We start from the raw sequence: 18,629 nt of genomic DNA, 5'->3' as shown, positions 1-18,629 counted from the left end.
ATGCTGGGAAGCGGCAAGGACACATGATCGCCGACGTACGAGGAGATGAGAATCATGGTCCTGCTCGGCCTGCTGCTCATGGTCGCCGGGTCGGCTGCCGTGGCCGTCCTGTTCACGCGGACGACGGCCACCGCCACCGCCGACCTCACGCTGCTGGGCATCACCTTCCGGGTCGGTGACCTGGAACTGTTCAGCGCGGGCGCCGCCACCGCCGCCGCGTTCATCTTCGGGGCGTTCCTGATCGCGGCCGGGACGAGCCGCAGACTGGCCCGCCGCCGCGAGCTGCGCCGCCTCCTGACCGAACGCGCCGACGACCGCACCGCCGCCCCGCAGACCGAGACCGCCCCCGCCCCGCAGACCGAGAGTGTTCCGGCCCAGCGGACCGAGAGTGTTCCCGCGGAGGAGAGCCGGACCGTGCCCGCCCGTCGCCGGGCTCCGGCCGACCGGCTGGTCGCCGGCCGCCGCCGCCCCGCCACCGGGTGACCGGCGCGCCGGCCAGTCAGGCCGGTCAGGCCGGCAGGGCGTCGGCCGTGGCGACCACCAGGCCGAACAGGTCGCCGATCGTGGTCAGGGCGGCGTCGTGCAGGGCCCCGGCGGACAACGGCGTGCCGTCGGGACCGGCCAGCGGGCGGGTGGCGCAGGCGTCGGCGACGACCGTGGGACGGAAGCCCAGGTTGAAGGCCCCCTGCGCGGTGAACGCGACGCACATGTGGGTCATGAACCCCGCCAGGACCAGGTCAGGCCCGGCGCCCAGGTCCGTCAGCACGTCCCGCAGGCCGGTCTGCTGGAAGGCGTCGGGGAACGTCTTGACCACCACCGGCTCCCCGTCGCGCGGCGCGACCTGCGGGCTGATGGCCCCGATCTCGGCCCGGACGTCGTACGGCGTGCCGGGGCCGCCGTCGTTGACGACGTGCACGACGCGGGCTCCGGCGGCACGGGCGCGTTCGAGCAGGCGGGCCCCGGCCGCGAGGGCCTGGTCGGCGCCGGGCAGGGCCATGACGCCGGTGCGGTAGGTGTTCTGGTAGTCGATCAGTACGAGGGTCGAGTCGGCCAGGCGGGCCGGTTCGGCGGGCAGTCCGACGACCTGGCGCAGGGTGGGCGAGACGGTGGTGCTCATGGCGGGGGTTCCTTTCGGGCAGGCTCGCGCCGCCGCCCGGCATGGACGGCGTACGCGGGAGAATCAAGGGGTCAGGCCACCGTGTGGAAACGGCGGCGGTAGATGCCCGGGCCGGTGCCCAGGCGGCGGCGGAAGGCGCGGTGCAGGGTCTCCACCGAGCCGAGCCCGCTGTCGGCCGCCACTCGCGGCAGCGGCAGGTCGGTGGTCTCCAGCAGCCGGCGCGCCACCTCCACGCGCGCCGACTCGACGTACGCGGCCGGGGTGAAGCCGGTCCGCTGCCGGAACACCCGGCTGAACTGCCGCTGGCTCAGCCCCATCCGCGCCGCCAGCTCGACCGTGGTCAGCTCCTCGGCGAGGTGCTCGGCGATCCACAGGCGCAGGTCGTCGATGTCGCGGCGGCCGGAGGCGGCCTGCGCCAGCGGGACGCTGAACTGGCTCTGGCCGCCCTGGCGCTTGAGGTAGACGACCAGTTCGCGGGCCACCGCGAGGGCGATCTCCTCGCCGTGGTCCTCGGCCACCAGGGCGAGGGCCAGGTCGAGGCACGCGCTGATGCCCGCGCCCGTCCACACCCGGCCGCTGGACCGCAGGAAGATCGGGTCGGGATCGACCGTGACCCGCGGGTGGTCGGCGGCCAGTTGCGCGGCGGTGGACCAGTGGGTGGTGGCGGTCAGGCCGTCCAGCAGGCCGGCCTCGGCCAGGATGTGCGCGCCGACGCACACCGAGGCCACCCGGCGGGCGCCCGGGGCGGTCCGCCGTACCCAGGCCACCACTTCGGCGTCGGTCAGGGCCCGCGGCCCGGTGGGGGTGACGGTCACCGCGCCGGGCACCACCAGGGTGTCCACCTGGTCGCCGACCTCCTCGAACGTCAGGTCGGCCACCAGCCGCACCCCGGCGGACGTGCTGACCTGGCCGCCCTGCGGCCCGGCGAGCCGCACGTCGTACAGGGCGCGACCGGCGACCCGGTTGGCCAGGGCGAACACCTCGGCCGGGCCGGTTACGTCGAGCAGGTCGACGTCCGGGAAGAGCACGATGACGACGCGGTGCGCAGCAGGCATGACCCGATTGTCACCGACCTGGCGGAATGACCGCAACGACACTTATCTGGCACATCCGGCCATCGCCCGCCCGTCAGGCACGGGCGCCGCGCAGCGCGGCGGGGTCGCCGAGGCGCACGGCGAGCAGGGCGACGTCGTCGGTGAAATCGGCTCCCCCGTGGGCGAGCAGCAGCTCGCACAGTTCCTCCAGGGGCAGGTCGCGCAGGCGGTCGGCGGTGTGCGCCAGGCTCGCCATGCCCCGGTCGAGGCCGTGCGCGGGGTCCTCGACGAGCCCGTCGGTGTAGAGCAGCAGGGTGGACCCGGCCGGGATGACCTGCTGGTGGTCGGGGCGGGGCAGGTCGGGGGTGACGCCGAGGGGATGGCCGCCGTCGGCGCGCAGGTAGCGGGCGCGCCCCTCGACGGGCAGCAGCAGCGGGGGCAGGTGGCCGGCGGTGGCCCGCCGCAGCCGCCAGGCGTCGTCGCCCTCCTCCTCCAGGCGGGCCAGCAGCACGGTCGCCATCGGGCCGCCGTGCAGGGCGTGCAGGATCTCGTCGAGGCGGCGCAGGATCTGGGAGGGCGGCTCGCAGTGCTCGTAGGCCAGCACCCGCAACATGTTGCTGATCTGGCTCATGACGGTGGCCGAGCGCAGGTCGTGGCCCATCACGTCGCCGACCATCAGGCAGGGTACGCCGTCGGGCAGCATGATGGCGTCGTACCAGTCGCCGCCGATCCGCGGGACGCTGCTGGAGGGCAGGTAGCGGGCGCAGGCCGCCAGGCCGTTCAGGGCGGGCAGCGGCGGGAGCAGGCTCCGCTGGAACTCCTCGGTGTTGCGGCGGATGCGCTCGTAGAGGCGGGCGTTCTCGATGGCGACGCCGGCCGCGCTGGCCAGCGCCGCGACGATCCGCTCGTCGTCGCCGGTGAACGGCATGCCCGTACGTTTGTCGGCGAAGTACAGGTTGCCGTAGACCGTGCCGCGCACCAGGATCGGCGTGCCCAGCAGGGTACGCATCACCGGATGGCCCGGCGGGTACTCGCGGAAGCCGGGATGGGCGGGCACGTCGTCCACGCGCAGCGGCCGGGGGTGGGCCATCAGCTCCTCCAGCAGGCCGTGCGTGGTCGGCAGCCGCCCGATGGCCTGGTAGACCTCCTCGGAGACCCCGTACGTGAACAGGTCGGCGAACTCGCCCTCCTCGTTGAGCACGCCGAGCGCGCCGTAGCGGGCGTCCACCAGGTCGGCCGAGACCTCCACGATCGTCCGGAGCGCCGTGTTCAGCTCCAGCTCGGAGCTGATCGCGAGGACGGCCTCCAGCAGGCGGGCCATCCGGCCGTGCAGATCGCCGATCTGTTCCAGGCTCGCCTGCAACCGCCGGAGCTTCTCGGCCCCGAACGGCCCCAGATCCCCGCCGAACGCGCCGCCCTCCCGCGGCCGCTGTCCGCCCACCTCACCCCCCGAGATGCCCTTGCCCAGGTCATGCCCCCGGTCACCGGCATGACACCTGGTCAGGGCACCGGCCGTGCGGGGCGGTCAGACGCCGAACGGCGCCGGGTAGGTGATGGTCCCGTCCGGCACCGGCAGCGTGTCGTCGAAGACCAGCGCCATCATCGCCTCGTCGGGCGCCTCGAACGACGGGCGGATCCCGTACGCCGAGGCGCGGGTGAAGCCGAACCTCGGGTAGTAGGTGGCGTGGCCGAGCACCACGACGAGGTTCTCGCCCATGGCGCGGGCGGCGTCGAGGCCGTGGCGGATGGCGGCCGAGCCGGCGCCCTGCTTCTGGAAGCCGGGCAGGACGGCGCACGGACCGAGGGCCAATGCCGGCTCCTCGCCGACGAGGCAGCGGGTGAGCAGGGCGTAGCCGGCGATCGTGTCGTCGGACGTCTCGGCCACGACGGACAACCCCGGGATCCAGGCCGGGTCGGAGCGCAGCGCCTCGACCAGGTCGGCCTCCAGCGAGGTGGGGAAGGCGGCGAGGTTGACCTCGCGGATGGCGGGGATGTCCCGTTCCGTCTCGGTACGGGCGGTCCAGGCGCGGGTCATGACGCTCCTCACTGGTCGGCGCGGGCACGGCGGCCGGAGATCGGCATCGAGGACGACCGCCATCGGGCCAGCGTACCGACCGCCGGCCGACCGGCCCCCGCGCCGGCCGGCCGCCGCGGGTCAGCCAGCCACCGTGGTGACGCGCAACCTCGGGTCGGACCTGATCTCGGCGTCGGTGAAACGTTCGGTGACCCAGCCGCCGCGCGAGAACAGCGCGGTCTGGTCGGCGTGGTGCGGCGAGCTCGTGTCGGCGGACAGGGAGTAGGTGAGGATCGTCCGGGTGCGGGGGCCGTCCGGGGTGAGTTCGACGGCCATCATGAAGCTGGAGCCGGTGTTCACGTCGGGATAGCGCCCGTCCTTGCCGAGCGGGCCGGAGTTGCGGACGCGGTCGAAGCAGCCCTCCCCCTCGGTGCAGCCGGGGATCGGGACCGATCCGTAGTGCTGGGCCTGGCCGGTGGTGAGGGTCAGCGGCAGGCGGTTGGCCTGGAAGAACAGCGCGGCGTCGGCCAGGGCCTGCCGCACGGTGGTGGCGTCCCGTCTGAGCCCGCGCGGCGTGGTGAGCGGCTGCTCGGGGTCGAACGGCACCCGCCACCACGGCTGCTGGGGCTCCCCCGGCTTGCCGGGGCGCTGCAACCCGTCGAAGAACTGCCGCCACAACACGGCACCCTCGCCGTCCAGCGTGGCCCGCCCGTCCCAGCGGGTCAGCGTCCGGCACGCGGCCCGTACGTCGACCCGCTCGCCCGAGGTGGCCCGCAGCTCGCGGTGTTCACGGCACAACGCCGCGAGGTCCGGGCGCATGAGCTCGAACCCGTAGTTGCGCTTGCTCCGGGCGGTGGCCTGGAGCGTCTCCAGGGTGAAGCCGGGCGCGCCGAGCCCGTCGGCGCCCTTCAGCCGCCGGTCGATCATGTCCAGACCGACCCGGGGCCGCAGCTCCACGTCGGTCCGTACGGCGCCCCAGATCTGGTCGTAGCCGGTCACCGGGGCGGCCGGGTTCGTCATCCACGGGCTGTTGTTGGAGTTGGCGACGTAGTCGGCGCGGGTCAGGCCGGGCCGGCTGCCGGGGCCGAAGATGCCCGGCACGACCGCGTCGGCGTCCTTGCCCCACAGGCACGCCGACGTCGAGCCGTCCAGGACGAAGGCGTCCAGCGACGGGTCGGGCGCGGGCCTGGCGCAACGGCGGGCCAGGGCGTCGGTGACGTGCGGGACCACGGAGGCGTCGGCGAAGGACGCGGTCCCGCCGACGTCGGTGGCCAGCGTGTAGACGAACGGCAGGCCCTGGTACCTGTCCTGCGCGGCCCGCAACCCGGGCAGGTCGGCGGCCTTGGACATCGCCAGCCACTCGTCGGCCGAGCGCAGGTTGGCGGCATTGGGGTCGGCGAGCGCGTACGCGTACCCGCCGCCGCGCCCGGCGGCCAGCACCGGGCCGTAGCGGGAGGTGAACAGGGTGCGCGAGACGAAGCCGCCGTCCTGGAGCGGCACCTCGACCTCCTGGCGGCCCATCGGCTCGGGCCGCCCGTCGATCAGGTAGGTGGTGGGATCGCCCTTGGCCAGTTCGAGCCGGTAGAGGGTGAAACGCTGGGCGTGGGAGACGGTGTGGGTCCAGGCGACGTTCCTGGTGTGGCCGATCTGCACGACGGGGGTGCCGTACAGGCTGGCGCCGGAGACGTCGAGCACGCCGGGGATGGTGAGCTGCACCTGGTAGAAGCGGCGGATGCCGTTCCACGGGAAGTGCGGGTCGGCCAGCAGCATGCCGTTGCCGCCGCGGGTCGCCTCGCGGCCCAGCGCCCAGCCGTTGCTGCCGGGCGCGCGGCGGGGGCCCTCGTCCTCGTCGTCGCCGCCGACGATGGCCTCCTTGAGCGCGGAGCCGCCGGACATGCGGTTGAGGTCGAGGAGGTTGGCCCAGACGTCCTCGGCGGTGATCGGGCCCACCCACTCCTTGCCGCGGCAGGCGGGGTCGGGCAGGTTGGCCACGCCGGTGTCGTCGAGGTAGCGGTTGTAGCCGGCCGCGTACCCGTCCACGAGTTCGCGCAGGTCGGCGCTCGGGCCGAGCGGGGCGGGCGAGGCCAGCAGCCGCCGGACGACGCCGGAGTCCGCGACGCTCTTGTGGTACAGGTCGCTGGTGAGGTTGGCGACCGGGCGTACGGGGTCGTCGGACTTCGCGTCGGGGCCGAAGAACCGGGACCGTTCGCCGCGCAGCGTCACCACCCACGAGGCCATGACGCACAGGTTGTCCTGGGCGAAGGCGTACCCGTAGCCGAAGCCGAGGCCGCCGTGGTCCTTGGCGGAGACGTGCGGGATGCCGTACTCGGTGCGCCGGATCTCGGCCGAGTAGCGGCCGTCGGCGGCCACGGCCGGCGGGCCCGTGAGCAGCGTGGCGACCAGGGCCGGCACGAACGCCGCGGCCAGCGGTCGAAGCTTCATGTGGCTCCTATTCGAAACGCGCGTTGTCGGGCGCGGTCATGTGCCGCAGCAGCGGCAGCGCGGTCAGGATCACCAGCAGGGACGCGGCCAGCCCGCCGCCGACGCTCGCGAAGTAGACCGGCCCCGGCATCGCCAGGGAGGCCCCCTTCATCCCCATCGCGTCGATGAACGGCGCGGCCACCCCGAACCCGGCCCCCGCGGCGACCACGGCCGCCAGGACGAGCGGCAGCGCCGACTCCAGCAGCACGACCGCGCCCAGGGTGCGGCCGGGCGTGCCCGACAACCGCAGCAGCGTGAACGGCTGCCTGCGCTCCACCAGGCCGCCGCCGACCGCCACCACGAGGCTGCAACCGCCGGCGATCAGGGTGAGCGCGACCATGGCCAGCGCGACGTTCTCGGCCTGGGTGTAGAGCGTCGCCCTGACCTGGGCGACCTCGTCGAACGTCATCGGCGGGCCGGCGCTCTGGGTGGCCAGCAAGGTGCGGATGCGTTCCAGCGCCGCCGGGTCGGCCATGGCGACCAGCACGGCGGACAGGTTGAGCCCGGCCGCGGAGACGGCCTGGCTGCCGGGGCCGGCGAGGGGGATCAGCTTGTCGATGGTGAGCGGGTTGTCGGCCTCCACCACCCGGTCGAACTGGCCGGCGACGGCCTGCGCGCCCTGCGGGCACTGCCCGAGCGCGGGGAAGCCGGCCAGGTTCGCGCACTCGACGACCGCCCGGGGCGGCGGCGGCCGGTCGGGGCGGATCATCCGGTTCTCCTCCTCCTTGGCGGCGTAGATCGGCAACACGCCGACGCCCGGGTAGGCCCGCAGCCTGGCCAGCAGGTCGGCCCCGGCCTGCGGCGACAGCCCGTTGCCGCCCAGGGGGCCGAGCGGGGCGCGCAGCACGCCGGACAGCGTGCCGCCGGCCACCGCCCGCTGGCCGTCGAGCACGGCGGGGACGATCCCCGCGATGGCCGTCCCGATGAACACCGCGAGAACGAGCCCGCTCACCGACCGGAAGGCGGCCTTCGGGTCGGCGGCCAGCCGGCGCGCCGCGAGCAACATCGCCGCGCCCCTGGTCAGCCGGGCGGCCAGGCGGGCGGCCAGCATGGTCAGCCAGGGCCCGGCCAGGATCAGCCCGATCATGATCAGCGCCAGGGCGGCCGTGGCCGACACGGTGTCCGGCTTGCGGTCCTCGGTCCGGAACACCGGGCCCGCGAACAGCGCCAGCCCGGCCAGCAGCGGGATCACCCGCCAGGCCCGCGGCGGTCGCGGCGCGCCCTTCCTGAGCGCGCCGAGCGGCGAGATCCGTACGCGGCGCAGCGACCACAACGCGCTGGCCCCCGCCAGCAGCGGGACGCCGGCCAGCACGGCCGCGTACTGCCAGCCGGCCGGGGCCACCGTGTCGGGGAAGAACCGGGAGCCGGTGATGGGGACGCCGGTCACGGCCCGGCGTACCAGGAGGAACAGTCCGATCCCGGCGACCGTGCCGGTCAGCGCGCCGAGCGCCGAGTCCACCGCGGCGAACAGGTTGACCTGCCGGGACGTCCCGCCCACCAGCCGGATCGCGGCGAAGCGCGCCTCGCGGCGGGCGGCGGCCAGCCGGGTGGCGCTGTTCACCAGCACGACCAGCGGCACCAGCAGCCCGACGGCCGCGATCGCGAACCCGAACTGGTAGATGTCGGCGTTGTCGTCGACGGCGGGCTCGGCGGCCGTCGTGTCGACCTGCCTGGTGCCGAGCAGCGCGGCGACCTGTTCGGGCGTACGTCCGAGCACGATGGTCAGGGCGTCGGGGCCGGACAGGGCGGCGCGGCCGATCGTGCCGGCGCGGGAGCCGGGGAACCGGTCGGCGAGCTGCTCGCGCGGCACCGAGTCCAGCAGCCGGGCCAGCGCCGGGGAGACGTAGTACTGGCCCGGGGCAGGCATGCGGGACAGGCCGGGGATGACGGGGGCGCGCGCGCCGAGCGCGGCGGCGTCGAGGCGTTTGATCGCCCGGCCCGCGTAGTAGTCCTCGCGGTAGTTCCACAGGGCGCCGGTGGCGGTGGGGTCGAGGACCCAGCCGCTGGGGGCGGTGCCGCGGGTGCACTCCCAGCAGGTACGTTCGTTGGCCGCCTGGAAGGCGTTGAACAGGGAGAGCGTGGTCAGCAGCACCGCCACGGCGACCGCGACCCCGGCGACGATCAGCGCGAGCCGGGCCGTCGCCTCCCTGCCACCGGCCAGCGACAGCCGCAGGCCGAGGGCGATCATCGTACGACCTCGCCGGCGTAGGGGTCGGTGAGCCTGCCGTCGCGGACGATGACCTCCCGGTCGGCGGAGGAGGCGACGCGGGCGTCGTGGGTCACCACGATCACGGTCGTGCCCTCCTCGCGGGCCAGGCCCACGAGCAGCTCCATGACGTGCTCGCCGGTCAGCGAGTCGAGCGCGCCGGTCGGCTCGTCGGCGAACAACACCCGCGGCCCGGTCGCCAGTGCCCTGGCCACCGCCACGCGCTGCGCCTGACCGCCGGACAGCTCGCCGATGCGCCGGCCGCCCAGCCCGTCCAGCTCCAGACGCTCCAGCCAGCCGTCCGCCCGCCGGTACGCCTCCTTGCGCCTGGTACGTGCGAGGAGCAGCGGCAGTGCGACGTTGTCGGCCGCCGTCAGCTCCGGCACGAGCTGCCCGAACTGGAACACGAAGCCGAACGCCGTGCGCCGCAGCCGGGTGCGCCGGTCGTCGCTCATCGTGTCCAGGCGCCGCCCGTCGAACCACACCTCGCCGCTGTCGGGGGTGAAGATCCCGGCCAGGCAGTGCAGGAGCGTCGACTTGCCCGAGCCGCTCGGGCCCATCACCGCCAGGACCTCCCCGGCGCCGACCTCCAGGCTGGCCTCCCACAGCGCCGGTGTCCGGCCGTACGAGCGGCTGATCTCGCGCGCTTCCAGGATCATGACGTACGTACCAGCTCGGCCAGCGCGTCCAGCCGCGCCTGGGTGACGTCGATCCAGCGCAGGTCGGCTTCGAGGTGGAACATGCCGTGGTCGGCCAGCAGCGCGTCGGCCAGCGAGTCACCCCGCTTGATCTGGGCGAACTCCCGCATGCGCCGCAGATGCGTGGCCCGCTGGAGGTCGAGGTAGGCCGCCGCGTCGCGGCCCAGCATCAGCGCCAGCACGACCTTGGTGAACAACACCGTCTGCAGGTACGGCTCGGCCGCGACCGGCTCGCTCAGCCACTCCTCGACCTCCCGCGCGCCGATCGGGGTGATCGCGTAGCGCTTGCGCTCGGGGCCGTCGCCGGGCTCGCTCTGCCCGGCGGTGACCTTGCCGTCCCTGGCCAGCCGGCCGAGTGTGGAGTACACCTGGCCGAAGGGCAGCGACTTGCCGCGGCCGAAGTAGGTGTCGTAGTCGCGCTTCAGGTCGTAGCCGTGGCTCGGCTCCCGTTCCAGGAGACCGAGCAGCGCAAGAGGAACGCTCATGCCCCGACTATATACCGAGGGTATATCCGCGAGGCATAAGCGTTCGGGTGAGGGGCCGCGTGGCCCTTGGTCAGGAGGTGGTCGTGGACGGGCTCGGCGCCGGGGCGCCGGACCGGTCGCCGTGATCGCGGTGCCGGCGCCCCTGCCCCTCGTCCTGCCCTTCTTCGTCCGAGGCGCGCCCCTTTCCGTGGCGGGCGGTCACGTCGTGGATGGTCATGGCGGTGGACGTGCCGTCGGTGACCTTGGCGGTGAGCATGACCTTCTGGCCGGTCTTGATCGCGCTGATGCCCTGGTCGCGGCGGCCGACCCGGGTGTCGGCGTTGACGACGTACTCCTTGGTGTAGCCGTCCGCGCTCTTGACCGTGACGGAGTCCTGGCCCACGGCGGTGACCTCGCCGTACTGGGCGGCGACCGTCACGTACGCCCCCTTCCCGTCGGGGACGACGAACTCCCCGTGGACGGGCGGGCCGCCGAACCCGTGCCCCATGCCCTTGCCGGGCGAGGTGGCGGTGGCCGAGGGCGTCTCGGTGGGCGACGGGGACTGCGACTGCGCCGAGGCGTAGGCGACCCCGGCCCCCGTGGCCAGGACGACCACGGTGGTCGCGGCGAGCAGCAAGGAACGGGAGAAGCGGCGCTTGGGTGGCTCGTTCGTCATGGTCTCCGTCGTACCGAATCCGTCGGAACCAGCGTTCATCATCTTTCCTCCCCTACCGACTACAACAGCACAACAGTGCACTAACCCGACTAAAACGGTCATAAACCCACAAAAGGTGCGGCCTGCACGCGAACCGCGTGCAGGCCGCACCTTTCGGCTCAGGATCCGGAGACGCGTACCGTCGCGCGCTCGCCGTCGCGCAGGACGGAGATCCGGGTGCCGGTGTCAGGCACCTTCACCCCGAGTTCGGGCAGGTCGGGGTTCCAGTAGACGCCACGCCGGTCGTCGAACACCGGGATGCCCGGACGGGCCGGGAACACGGCCGGCACGCCCGCCGAGTGCAGCCGCAGCCGGTCCGTACGCTCGGTGCCGAACGGCGCGTCGAACACCTGGAGCCGCGCCCCGGCGGCCGTCCCGCTGGTCCAGCGCAGCGGCTCCGGACGGGCGTCCACGGGCAGGATCATGCCCTCGCCGGGGTGGTTGCGGGTGGTGTTGTCGCCGTACCAGGCGTCCCACAGCCAGATGAGCACCCCCTGCTGGTACGGGTAGTGCTCGACCCGCTGGCTGCCGGTCCACCCGAAGTTGTACGGCCCGGTCCGCAGGTAGGCGTTGTAACCGGTGTACCGGCGGTTCTCGGCGAGGTAGGCGCGGGAGAAGCGCTGCACGCCCACCTCGCCGCTGCGCGCGAACCCGACCGCCGTCCACTCGCCCTCGCCCTGCTCGACGTCGTCGGCGAACACGCCGGGCACCTCGATGCCGTCCACCCGGAAGCCGGACTCGGAGGTGTTGGAGTCGGTCGAGTAACGGAAGCGGAACCAGATCTTGGCGCCCGCGTACGGGCTCAGGTCGTAGCTGAGCTCACGCCAGTCCGACTGCCCGGTGAGCGGCTGCCCGACCGGCGTCCAGGACGCGCCGTCACGGGAGACCTCGGCGTACAGGTAGTCGTAGCCCTGCTCGATCGCGTAGGCCGCGTGCGCCTTGAGCGTCGCCTCGGTGGCCCGGCCGAGGTCGATCTGCCGGGTGAGCGTCTGCTCAAGGTTGTCGCCCTTGCCGCTCCACCACTGCCACTCCCCCTGGTACGGCCTGCCGAGCGGCGTACTGATCTCGCGCGGCGGCAGGTCCACCACCAGCGCCTGCGGATCGCGGGTGTTGTAGGAGCCGACGCCCAGGGTGTGCGTGGACGGGGTGGCCGCGCGCGCCCGGTCGTAGGACAGCCAGCCGAGCTGGAGCTTGCTCCAGGCGTCCAGGTCGCCGGCGTACTCGCCCAGCGGCCCGGTCCGCGAGCTCAGGTAGGACCCGGACGACATCAGCGACCAGAAGTTGACCGCGTTGTCGCCCGCACCCGAGTACAGGTCCGGCAGGCCGAGGTCGTGGCCGTACTCGTGGGCGGTCAGGCCGACGCCGCTGTTCTCCCCGGCCGTCAGGTAGTCGCCGATCCAGATGCCGGTGTCGCCGATCTGCGTGCCGCCGTTGCGGTTGCCGTCGGGGCCCGTCTGGCCGCGCTCGGGCCAGTAGGCGAAGTAGCGGTGGGCCCAGACCGCGTCCGCGCCCTGCGCGCCGCCGCCCCACGTCTCGTCCACACCCGCGTGTACGACCTGGTAGTGGTCGAGGTAGCCGTCGGGCTCGTCGAAGTCGCCGTCGTTGTCGTAGTCGTAGCGGTCCCAGACGTCGTACTTGGCCAGTTCGGCGCGGATCTGCTCCGCGGTCTTGCCCTTGGCCTTCTCGGCGTCGTACCAGGCGTTGGCCGAGTCGCGTACCAGGTCCCAGTTGTTCCAGCAGATGCCACCCTCTTCGGGGGCGCACCGGTCGCTGCCGTAGCGGGCCTCGTTGTACGGCACGCGTACCCAGTCGCTGACGTAGCCGTCGATGTCGTAGCGGCCGGAGGACTGGAGGCGGTAGTAGTCGCGCAGCGAGTTGCCGCCGGTCGCGAAGTAGGACTTCGCGTAGGAGGCGCGGTTGAAGTCCGGACGCCAGAGGGTGTGGTTGTCGTCGGTGCCGCGCGGGTCGGGGATCGCGTTGTGGCGGGGGCCGGGCTGTCCGCCGTACTTGATCTGGCCGTCGATCTTCGTCTCGTTGTCGACCTTGTCGCCGAACTCGGCCAGCACGACGAAGATCTGGTCCTTGCGCTCCTGGGCGAGCTCGACGTAGCGGTGGCCGACCTTGACCGAGCGGCCGGTGCGTGCCTTGGCCGCCGCCGCGTCCGGGGATAAGACGCCGTCGACGGCCTGCCTGCGCAGTGCCGCCTGCTCGCGTTGCTGCGGGCTGAGCGGGGAGATCTCCCGGCTCGTCTTCTTGGCGGGTGGCGCCTGCGCGGTCGCGGCGGAGACCGGCTGCGTGAGGGGCGGGGTGACGAGCGCGGCGAACGCCACGAGGGCGGCCGCCGCGGAGAGAGTGGTTCGCATGGCATGTAACATGTCACACTCCAAGTCCGCCCTCTACCCCCGTACGATCTTCCATTCGGGCACGCGCCCGTCGTCACTCGACGATCAGATTGACCGGGATGTTGCCGCGGGTGGCGTTGGAGTAGGGGCAGACCTGGTGGGTGGCCTCGACGAGCTCGCGGGCCGCCTCCGGCGCGATGTCGTCGGGCAGTTCGACGCGGAGCGTGGCGTCGAGCTGGAAGCCGCCGGCGCCGTTGGGCGAGAGGCCGATCTCCGCCGTGACCGACGCGTCCGCGACGTCGAGCTGCCTCTGTGCCGCCACGAGCCGCATCGCGGAGGCGAAGCAGGCGGCGTAGCCGGCGGCGAAGAGCTGCTCGGGGTTGGTGCCCTCGCCGTCGCCGCCCAGCTCCTTCTGGAGGGCCAGCTTGACGTCCAGCCTGCCGTCGGAGGAGACCGCGCGCCCGTCACGGCCGGCGGAGGTGGCGATGGCGGTGTACATGCTCATGTCCGGTGAACCCTTCTTCGGTAAGCCAGACAGACCTGTCTGTCTGGTCTGCTGGACATGAGACTAGACAGGTCTGTCTGGTAACGTCAAGGGGTGAGTGCACCGACCCCGAAGGACCCCCGTCCGAGCCCGGCGCGCGCCCGCGTCCTGGAGACCGCGGCGCGGCTGTTCTACGCGGAGGGCGTGCACTCGGTGGGGATCGACCGCATCATCGCGGAGGCGGGCGTCGCCAAGGCGACCTTCTACCACCACTTCCCGAGCAAGGACGACCTCGTCCGGGCGTACATCACCGAGCAGAGCGCACTGCAGCGGACCATGGCCGCCACGATCCACGCGGCCTCGCCCCGGGAGACGCTGGAGGCCATCTTCGCGTTCATGTGCGAGTTCGGGTCGAGCGCCCAGTACCGGGGGTGCCCGTTCGTCAACACGGCGGCCGAGTACCCCGATCCGGCGCATCCCGTACGGGAGGCGATCGCCGAGCACCGGCGCTGGAACCGCGACCTGTACCGCGACCTCCTCGACGCCGACGGCCACGCCGCCGCCGAGCGCACCGCCGACATCCTGCTCCTGATCAGGGACGGCCTGGTGGTCGGCTTCGACCTCGACGACCCGACACGCGTCCGCGCCACAGTCAAAGAAACCCTGACCCGCACCCTGACCCCTAACCCCACCCCCTAAGCACACCACCTCGCCCCCAACCCCCGCCACCGGCCCTCACCCCGAGGCCGGGCCAACGTCGGCGGCGTTGGGGTTGGCGTTGGGGTTGGCGTTGGGGTTGGCGTAAACCAGGGCCGGATTCCCTGCCCCCTCCCGCTGGGCCCTCCTGCTGGGTCGCCCTTCCTCTTTCGCCCAGGCCCTTCCTCTTCCTTGCCTGGCTGGATCCGGCGGCTGCGGTGGGGATGGCCTTGAAGGATTGTGGGGGTTTTGTGTCTTGTGGGTGGTTTGTCTGGTATTACTTGGCAGCGCTATTCCTCCCCTCCCCACCGCTAACGAGGCAGTCATGTCGATGTCCGGAAATATCAGGAGAAGCGTGGCTGTGGCGGTGACCGTCGTCCTCGCCCTGCTCCTCGCCTCCCGCACGACCGGCGCGACCGCCGCCACCACCCCGGCCACCCCGGCCGCTCCAGCCACTCCGGCCGCCCCAACCGCCCCCGCCCGGCCCAACATCATCTTCTTCCTGGTCGATGACATGTCGGCCGACCTGCTCCCCTACATGGACACGGTCCGCGGCCTGGCCGACGGTGGCACCACGTTCACCGACTACTACGTGTCCGACTCCCTGTGCTGCCCCTCCCGGGCCACGATGTTCACCGGCCAGTTCCCCCACAACACCGGCGTACGGACCAACCAGGGCTACGACCGCGGCGGCTACCAGGCGTTCGCCAAGCACGAGGGCCGGACGTACGCCGTCCCCCTCCACGAGGCCGGCTACCGGACCGGGTACCTGGGCAAGTACATCAACGAGTACCCCGCCCGCCCCGGCTACCAGGTGCCCCCCGGCTGGGACGAATGGCACGTCTCCGCGGGCGGCGGCTACAACGAGTTCAGGTACCAGCTCACCCGCTACATCAAGGAGAAGTCGGGCGCCCGGCGGCCGATCACCCCCTCCAAGGGCACGTACCTGGTGGACGAGCTGGGCAGGCGCGCGACCGCCTTCATCGAACGATCCCGCGAGTACGCCCCCGGCCGCCCGTTCTTCCTCCAGGTGTCCCCCTTCTCCCCGCACAACAGGGTGGACGTCAAGCCCGGCGACACCGAGCCCCGCTTCCCGCCCGCGCCGCGCGACCGGCCGAAGGAGCGGTTCCCGGCCGGCGAGTTCCCCCACGGCGACTGCGGCGGCCCCGACTGCGACACCATCGACGTGACCCCCCTGCCCGCCTTCGACGAGGACACCGCCGACAAACCCTCCTGGGTACGCCGCGAGCCGATCGGCGCCAAGCGCGTCAAGGAGCTGCGCGAGGACTTCCGCGACCGGATCCGCATGGTCCAGTCGGTCGACGACATGGTGGGACGGGTCCTGTCCACGCTGACCGAGCGCGAGCGCGCCAACACCTACGTCGTGTTCGCCAGCGACAACGGCTTCCACCTCGGCCAGCACCGCCTGGTACGCGGCAAGTCCACCGCCTACGACCACGACGTACGGGTCCCGCTGCTGGTCAAGCGGCCGGCCACGGGACAACACGACCGCCTGGTGAGCAACGCCATCGCCCAGAACGTGGACCTGTTCCCGACCTTCCTCGACATGGCCGGCATCGCCCCGGCGACGCGCGACAGCCGGGACGGCCGCAGCCTGCTCCCCCTGATCGAGGGCCGGCAGGTCACGGACTGGCGGCAGGCGGCCCTGGTCGAGCACGTACGTCCGGATCCGCGTACGCCGGGCAAACCCGACCCCGACGCCGACCGGCTGAAGAAGGGCAACGCGCAGCCGCCCACGTACAACGCCGTACGCACGGCCGGTGAGCTGTACGTCGAGTACGAGGGCGACCCGAAGCCCGAGTACTACGACACCGTCACCGACCCCCGCCAGGAGTCCAACGCCCCCGGCAACACCCGGACGGCGTACCTGGCCAAGGTCCTCCAGGGCCTGACGACCTGCGGCCGGCCCGGCGCGCCCGACTGCTGGACGGCCGCCCACCTGCGCTGAGCCGCGGGCGGGACGGACGACGGGGTACGGCGGCCGATGTACCCCGCAGGTTGACCCTCTTCGGACCGGCGGTTGACGCCTCGACCGCCGGTCCGTCCGTAGCCTGGGACGGTCGGGAGTCCGAACCGAAGGAGAACCATGCGGTTCACGTCCACCCTGGCCGGATTACTGCTGATCACGGGCGCGATGACGGCGCCGGCGACGCCCGCCGAGGCGGCCGCGTGCGCGACCGTGCTCCCCCACCCTGACGGCTACGGCATCACCTGCGCCGACGTGCAGCGGCGCCCGCAGAGCGACGGCTCTGAGCTGCGGGACGTCACCATGACCTCCACCGCGATCTTCCAGGCGGCCGGCGGCACGCCGGTCATCAACCCGCTGTCGCGCCCGATCACCGTCCGCGTCTACCTCCCGAAGGGGTACGACCCCCAGCGCGCCGCCCGGTACCCGGCGCTCTACCTGATCAACGGGGGCGGCGACAACTACGACTCGTGGACCACCAAGGCCGACCTCGTCTCTCTCGTCCGGACCGCGGGCGCCTTCAAGGGCATCGTGGTGATGCCGACTGGCGGGATGACCGGCTGGTACGCGGACTGGGCCGGCCGTACGGACGGATATTTCGCGCCGAAGTGGGAGACGTACCACATCAACCAGCTCATCCCGTGGATCGACGCCAACTTCAACACCGTCGCCAACCGCTCCGGACGCGGCCTGGCGGGGTTGTCCATGGGCGGCTACGGCACGCTCAGGTACGCCGCCGCGCACCCCGGCGTGTTCTCGGTGATCGGCGCCTTCTCACCGGGCATCGACCTGCGCGCCAAGCCCGCCCAGGCCACGATCTCCGACTCGATGTGGCAGTCCGGCGCGGCCGTCAACCTGACGGACCTGGGCGAGTTCCGGGTCAACAAGTACGAGAACGGCAGCCCGCTGCCCGTCCCCGACCAGGACGTGCAGCGCCGCTACCGCCTGGACACCCTGTTCGGCCCGCACACCACCACCGTCTTCCACGGCCGGACCGTCGACGACTGGCCCGCGGCCAACCCGGCCGACCTGGTCACGCAGGGCAAGTACGCCCCCTACGACGGACGCCTCGCCCTCTACGCGGGCGGCTGCGCGACCGTCCCGCACGTTCCCGGGGGCAGCGAGCCCGCGCCCGCCGAGTGCGGCTACGACACCAGGGCGAGCGACAACGCCGGAGGCGTCAACGAGCCGATCCTCGGGGCGTACGCGAGCGAGTTCGACGCGACGCTGACCGGCCTCGGCGTCGGCCACCGCTACTGCTACACGAAGGGCGGCCACGACTGGAACGCCTGGCCGGCCTACCTGGTCGACTTCCTCCAGTACGCCTACGGCACCGCCCCGGCCCGCTGCCCCGCCCTCTGACGCCCCCTGCGCATCCGTCTCCCGTTCCCATCCCGCTTCCAAGTCGCCCGCAAGTACCGGCCGGTACTCCTGGACCGGTGACGAACCATCGCCTGACCCGAGTCCTGGCCGCCCTGGGCGCCGCCGTCCTCATGCTCGCCGCGCACAGCACCGCCGCCGCGGCCGATCCGGCGAGCTGGAGGTGGGGCGCCCTGCACTCCACCGACGGCCTGGCGAGCGCCCGGGGCAAGGTCGTCGCCGGCCAGTCGGGGCTCGCCGTGACCGGCTACCTCGACGACGACCGCGGCAAGGGCTGCTCGTGGGTGGTCCTCAGGTACCAGAGCGCGAGCAACGGGCGCTGGCGGACGTTCGGGATCTACAACTGCGTACCGGGCACGGGCTCCTTCCGGAAGGGCGTCGGCGGGGTGCTGCAGATCCGGGCGCAGGTGTGCCGGGGCACCTCCAAGCGCCCGGTCGGCAGGTGCTCGCGCTGGCGGACCATCTACACGCAGGGCGGCTGACGGCCGCGTGAGCCCTCGGGCCGTCAGCCGAAGGATGTAGCCCGATCTCGTCAACCGGCAGGAGTTCCGGCCGCCGGGCCGTCACTAGGGTCGTCTCAGACCCCATGACCTGCCCGGAAGGACCGAAGATGGCCTCTGCCCGCAAGACGCTTCTCACGGGCTCGCTCACTTTCGTGGCGGGCCTGGCGCTCTGGCTGTTCGGCCTGGACGAGGAGATCTTCATCGTCACGCCGTCGAAGGTCGGCGTCGTCCTGATGGTCCTCGGCGGCCTGGAGATCCTGTACGGCGTGCTCAAGACCGTCCGCGACGACGCCTAGGGTCAGCCGGCGCGCTTCTTGCTGGCGATGATGTAGAGCACCAGCTCACCGCACGCGTGGCAGACGGTCACGTCCCCGGGAGTTCCGCCCGCAGCGCCGCGCGGGCGCCGGCGTTCTCGGGCGGGAGCGCCTTCAGCAGCGCGACCAGCGCCTCGTCCAGGGCGCGCAGCGCGTCGGCGGCCTGGGCGGCGAGGTCACGCATGCCGCCTCGC

18 protein-coding genes are annotated in these 18,629 nt (G+C 72.7%); 6 read left to right on the top strand and 12 right to left on the bottom strand.

From position 1 onward, the window contains the following. Positions 1–45: 45 nt before the first annotated feature. On the top strand, positions 46–483 hold the full coding sequence (locus DMB42_RS18870) for a hypothetical protein (RefSeq protein ID WP_125636270.1): 438 nt from the start codon (positions 46–48) through the stop codon (positions 481–483). Positions 484–508: 25 nt separating this feature from the next. Here the strand turns inward: DMB42_RS18870 and DMB42_RS18865 are convergent, their stop codons facing one another. The 11 genes from DMB42_RS18865 to DMB42_RS18815 all read right to left on the bottom strand — a co-directional run bounded on the left by DMB42_RS18865 (position 509) and on the right by DMB42_RS18815 (position 13,576). Beyond that, on the bottom strand, positions 509–1,117 hold the full coding sequence (locus DMB42_RS18865) for a cysteine hydrolase family protein (RefSeq protein ID WP_125636269.1): 609 nt from the start codon (positions 1,115–1,117) through the stop codon (positions 509–511). Positions 1,118–1,188: 71 nt separating this feature from the next. Next, entirely contained in the window at positions 1,189–2,172 is a 984-nt protein-coding gene (locus DMB42_RS18860) for a GlxA family transcriptional regulator (protein WP_125636268.1), read from the bottom strand. Between the two features lie 73 nt (positions 2,173–2,245). Next, positions 2,246–3,592 carry a PP2C family protein-serine/threonine phosphatase gene (locus tag DMB42_RS18855; RefSeq protein WP_260477771.1) on the bottom strand — a complete coding sequence of 449 codons (1,347 nt, stop codon included), beginning with the start codon at positions 3,590–3,592 and terminating at the stop codon, positions 2,246–2,248. Positions 3,593–3,676: 84 nt separating this feature from the next. Further along, entirely contained in the window at positions 3,677–4,186 is a 510-nt protein-coding gene (locus DMB42_RS18850) for a GNAT family N-acetyltransferase (protein ID WP_125636267.1), read from the bottom strand. A gap of 120 nt (positions 4,187–4,306) precedes the next feature. Further along, positions 4,307–6,607, bottom strand: a complete 2,301-nt coding sequence (locus DMB42_RS18845; protein WP_125636266.1) for a penicillin acylase family protein — start codon at positions 6,605–6,607, stop codon at positions 4,307–4,309. A gap of 7 nt (positions 6,608–6,614) precedes the next feature. Continuing rightward, the gene (locus DMB42_RS18840; protein WP_125636265.1) at positions 6,615–8,834 is read right to left on the bottom strand and encodes an FtsX-like permease family protein; all 2,220 of its coding nucleotides are present in this window, start codon (positions 8,832–8,834) and stop codon (positions 6,615–6,617) included. Beyond that, positions 8,831–9,511 (bottom strand): ABC transporter ATP-binding protein, encoded by a 681-nt coding sequence (locus tag DMB42_RS18835; RefSeq protein ID WP_125636264.1) that lies wholly within the window; start codon positions 9,509–9,511, stop codon positions 8,831–8,833. The genes DMB42_RS18840 and DMB42_RS18835 overlap by 4 nt, the downstream gene beginning before the upstream one ends. Continuing rightward, the gene (locus DMB42_RS18830; protein ID WP_125636263.1) at positions 9,508–10,035 is read right to left on the bottom strand and encodes a PadR family transcriptional regulator; all 528 of its coding nucleotides are present in this window, start codon (positions 10,033–10,035) and stop codon (positions 9,508–9,510) included. The genes DMB42_RS18835 and DMB42_RS18830 overlap by 4 nt, the downstream gene beginning before the upstream one ends. Positions 10,036–10,105: 70 nt before the next feature. Next, positions 10,106–10,690 (bottom strand): hypothetical protein, encoded by a 585-nt coding sequence (locus DMB42_RS18825; RefSeq protein ID WP_185844733.1) that lies wholly within the window; start codon positions 10,688–10,690, stop codon positions 10,106–10,108. A gap of 158 nt (positions 10,691–10,848) precedes the next feature. Then, positions 10,849–13,092: an immune inhibitor A domain-containing protein gene (locus DMB42_RS18820; RefSeq protein WP_125636262.1), complete on the bottom strand. Its 2,244-nt coding sequence runs from the start codon at positions 13,090–13,092 to the stop codon at positions 10,849–10,851. A gap of 73 nt (positions 13,093–13,165) precedes the next feature. Beyond that, entirely contained in the window at positions 13,166–13,576 is a 411-nt protein-coding gene (locus DMB42_RS18815; RefSeq protein ID WP_125636261.1) for an organic hydroperoxide resistance protein, read from the bottom strand. A gap of 93 nt (positions 13,577–13,669) precedes the next feature. Between DMB42_RS18815 and DMB42_RS18810 the strand changes: the two genes are divergently transcribed. The 5 genes from DMB42_RS18810 to DMB42_RS18790 all read left to right on the top strand — a co-directional run bounded on the left by DMB42_RS18810 (position 13,670) and on the right by DMB42_RS18790 (position 18,417). Next, positions 13,670–14,254, top strand: coding sequence for a TetR/AcrR family transcriptional regulator (locus DMB42_RS18810; protein ID WP_125636260.1), 585 nt, complete (start codon positions 13,670–13,672; stop codon positions 14,252–14,254). A 352-nt stretch (positions 14,255–14,606) separates the two neighbouring features. Further along, positions 14,607–16,220 carry a sulfatase gene (locus tag DMB42_RS18805; RefSeq protein WP_185844732.1) on the top strand — a complete coding sequence of 538 codons (1,614 nt, stop codon included), beginning with the start codon at positions 14,607–14,609 and terminating at the stop codon, positions 16,218–16,220. A 138-nt stretch (positions 16,221–16,358) separates the two neighbouring features. Beyond that, positions 16,359–17,600, top strand: a complete 1,242-nt coding sequence (locus DMB42_RS18800; protein WP_125636258.1) for an alpha/beta hydrolase family protein — start codon at positions 16,359–16,361, stop codon at positions 17,598–17,600. Between the two features lie 77 nt (positions 17,601–17,677). After that, positions 17,678–18,100 (top strand): hypothetical protein, encoded by a 423-nt coding sequence (locus DMB42_RS18795; protein ID WP_125636257.1) that lies wholly within the window; start codon positions 17,678–17,680, stop codon positions 18,098–18,100. A 128-nt stretch (positions 18,101–18,228) separates the two neighbouring features. Then, positions 18,229–18,417 (top strand): DUF5708 family protein, encoded by a 189-nt coding sequence (locus tag DMB42_RS18790; protein ID WP_125636256.1) that lies wholly within the window; start codon positions 18,229–18,231, stop codon positions 18,415–18,417. A 67-nt stretch (positions 18,418–18,484) separates the two neighbouring features. On the opposite strand, the gene DMB42_RS55040 is transcribed toward DMB42_RS18790, so the two are convergent. Beyond that, positions 18,485–18,619, bottom strand: coding sequence for a hypothetical protein (locus DMB42_RS55040; protein ID WP_260477770.1), 135 nt, complete (start codon positions 18,617–18,619; stop codon positions 18,485–18,487). Positions 18,620–18,629: the final 10 nt, after the last annotated feature.

It is taken from the genome of Nonomuraea sp. WAC 01424 (assembly GCF_003947315.1).
Classification (GTDB): Bacteria; Actinomycetota; Actinomycetes; order Streptosporangiales; family Streptosporangiaceae; genus Nonomuraea; species Nonomuraea spiralis.
The sequence above is the reverse complement of the archived record's forward strand: the minus strand, read 5'-3'. Positions and strand labels throughout refer to the sequence as shown.

What these genes read in the sequence shown, in the direction of transcription:
- DMB42_RS18800 (WP_125636258.1), top strand. Translation starts at nt 16,359, where the DNA reads ATGCGGTTCACGTCCACCCTGGCCGGATTACTGCTGATCACGGGCGCG.
- DMB42_RS18820 (WP_125636262.1), bottom strand. Translation starts at nt 13,092, where the DNA reads ATGCGAACCACTCTCTCCGCGGCGGCCGCCCTCGTGGCGTTCGCCGCG.
- DMB42_RS18845 (WP_125636266.1), bottom strand. Translation starts at nt 6,607, where the DNA reads ATGAAGCTTCGACCGCTGGCCGCGGCGTTCGTGCCGGCCCTGGTCGCC.
- DMB42_RS18850 (WP_125636267.1), bottom strand. Translation starts at nt 4,186, where the DNA reads ATGACCCGCGCCTGGACCGCCCGTACCGAGACGGAACGGGACATCCCC.
- DMB42_RS18830 (WP_125636263.1), bottom strand. Translation starts at nt 10,035, where the DNA reads ATGAGCGTTCCTCTTGCGCTGCTCGGTCTCCTGGAACGGGAGCCGAGC.
- DMB42_RS18790 (WP_125636256.1), top strand. Translation starts at nt 18,229, where the DNA reads ATGGCCTCTGCCCGCAAGACGCTTCTCACGGGCTCGCTCACTTTCGTG.
- DMB42_RS18835 (WP_125636264.1), bottom strand. Translation starts at nt 9,511, where the DNA reads ATGATCCTGGAAGCGCGCGAGATCAGCCGCTCGTACGGCCGGACACCG.
- DMB42_RS18860 (WP_125636268.1), bottom strand. Translation starts at nt 2,172, where the DNA reads ATGCCTGCTGCGCACCGCGTCGTCATCGTGCTCTTCCCGGACGTCGAC.
- DMB42_RS18840 (WP_125636265.1), bottom strand. Translation starts at nt 8,834, where the DNA reads ATGATCGCCCTCGGCCTGCGGCTGTCGCTGGCCGGTGGCAGGGAGGCG.
- DMB42_RS18825 (WP_185844733.1), bottom strand. Translation starts at nt 10,690, where the DNA reads ATGACGAACGAGCCACCCAAGCGCCGCTTCTCCCGTTCCTTGCTGCTC.
- DMB42_RS18815 (WP_125636261.1), bottom strand. Translation starts at nt 13,576, where the DNA reads ATGAGCATGTACACCGCCATCGCCACCTCCGCCGGCCGTGACGGGCGC.
- DMB42_RS18865 (WP_125636269.1), bottom strand. Translation starts at nt 1,117, where the DNA reads ATGAGCACCACCGTCTCGCCCACCCTGCGCCAGGTCGTCGGACTGCCC.
- DMB42_RS18870 (WP_125636270.1), top strand. Translation starts at nt 46, where the DNA reads ATGAGAATCATGGTCCTGCTCGGCCTGCTGCTCATGGTCGCCGGGTCG.
- DMB42_RS55040 (WP_260477770.1), bottom strand. Translation starts at nt 18,619, where the DNA reads ATGCGTGACCTCGCCGCCCAGGCCGCCGACGCGCTGCGCGCCCTGGAC.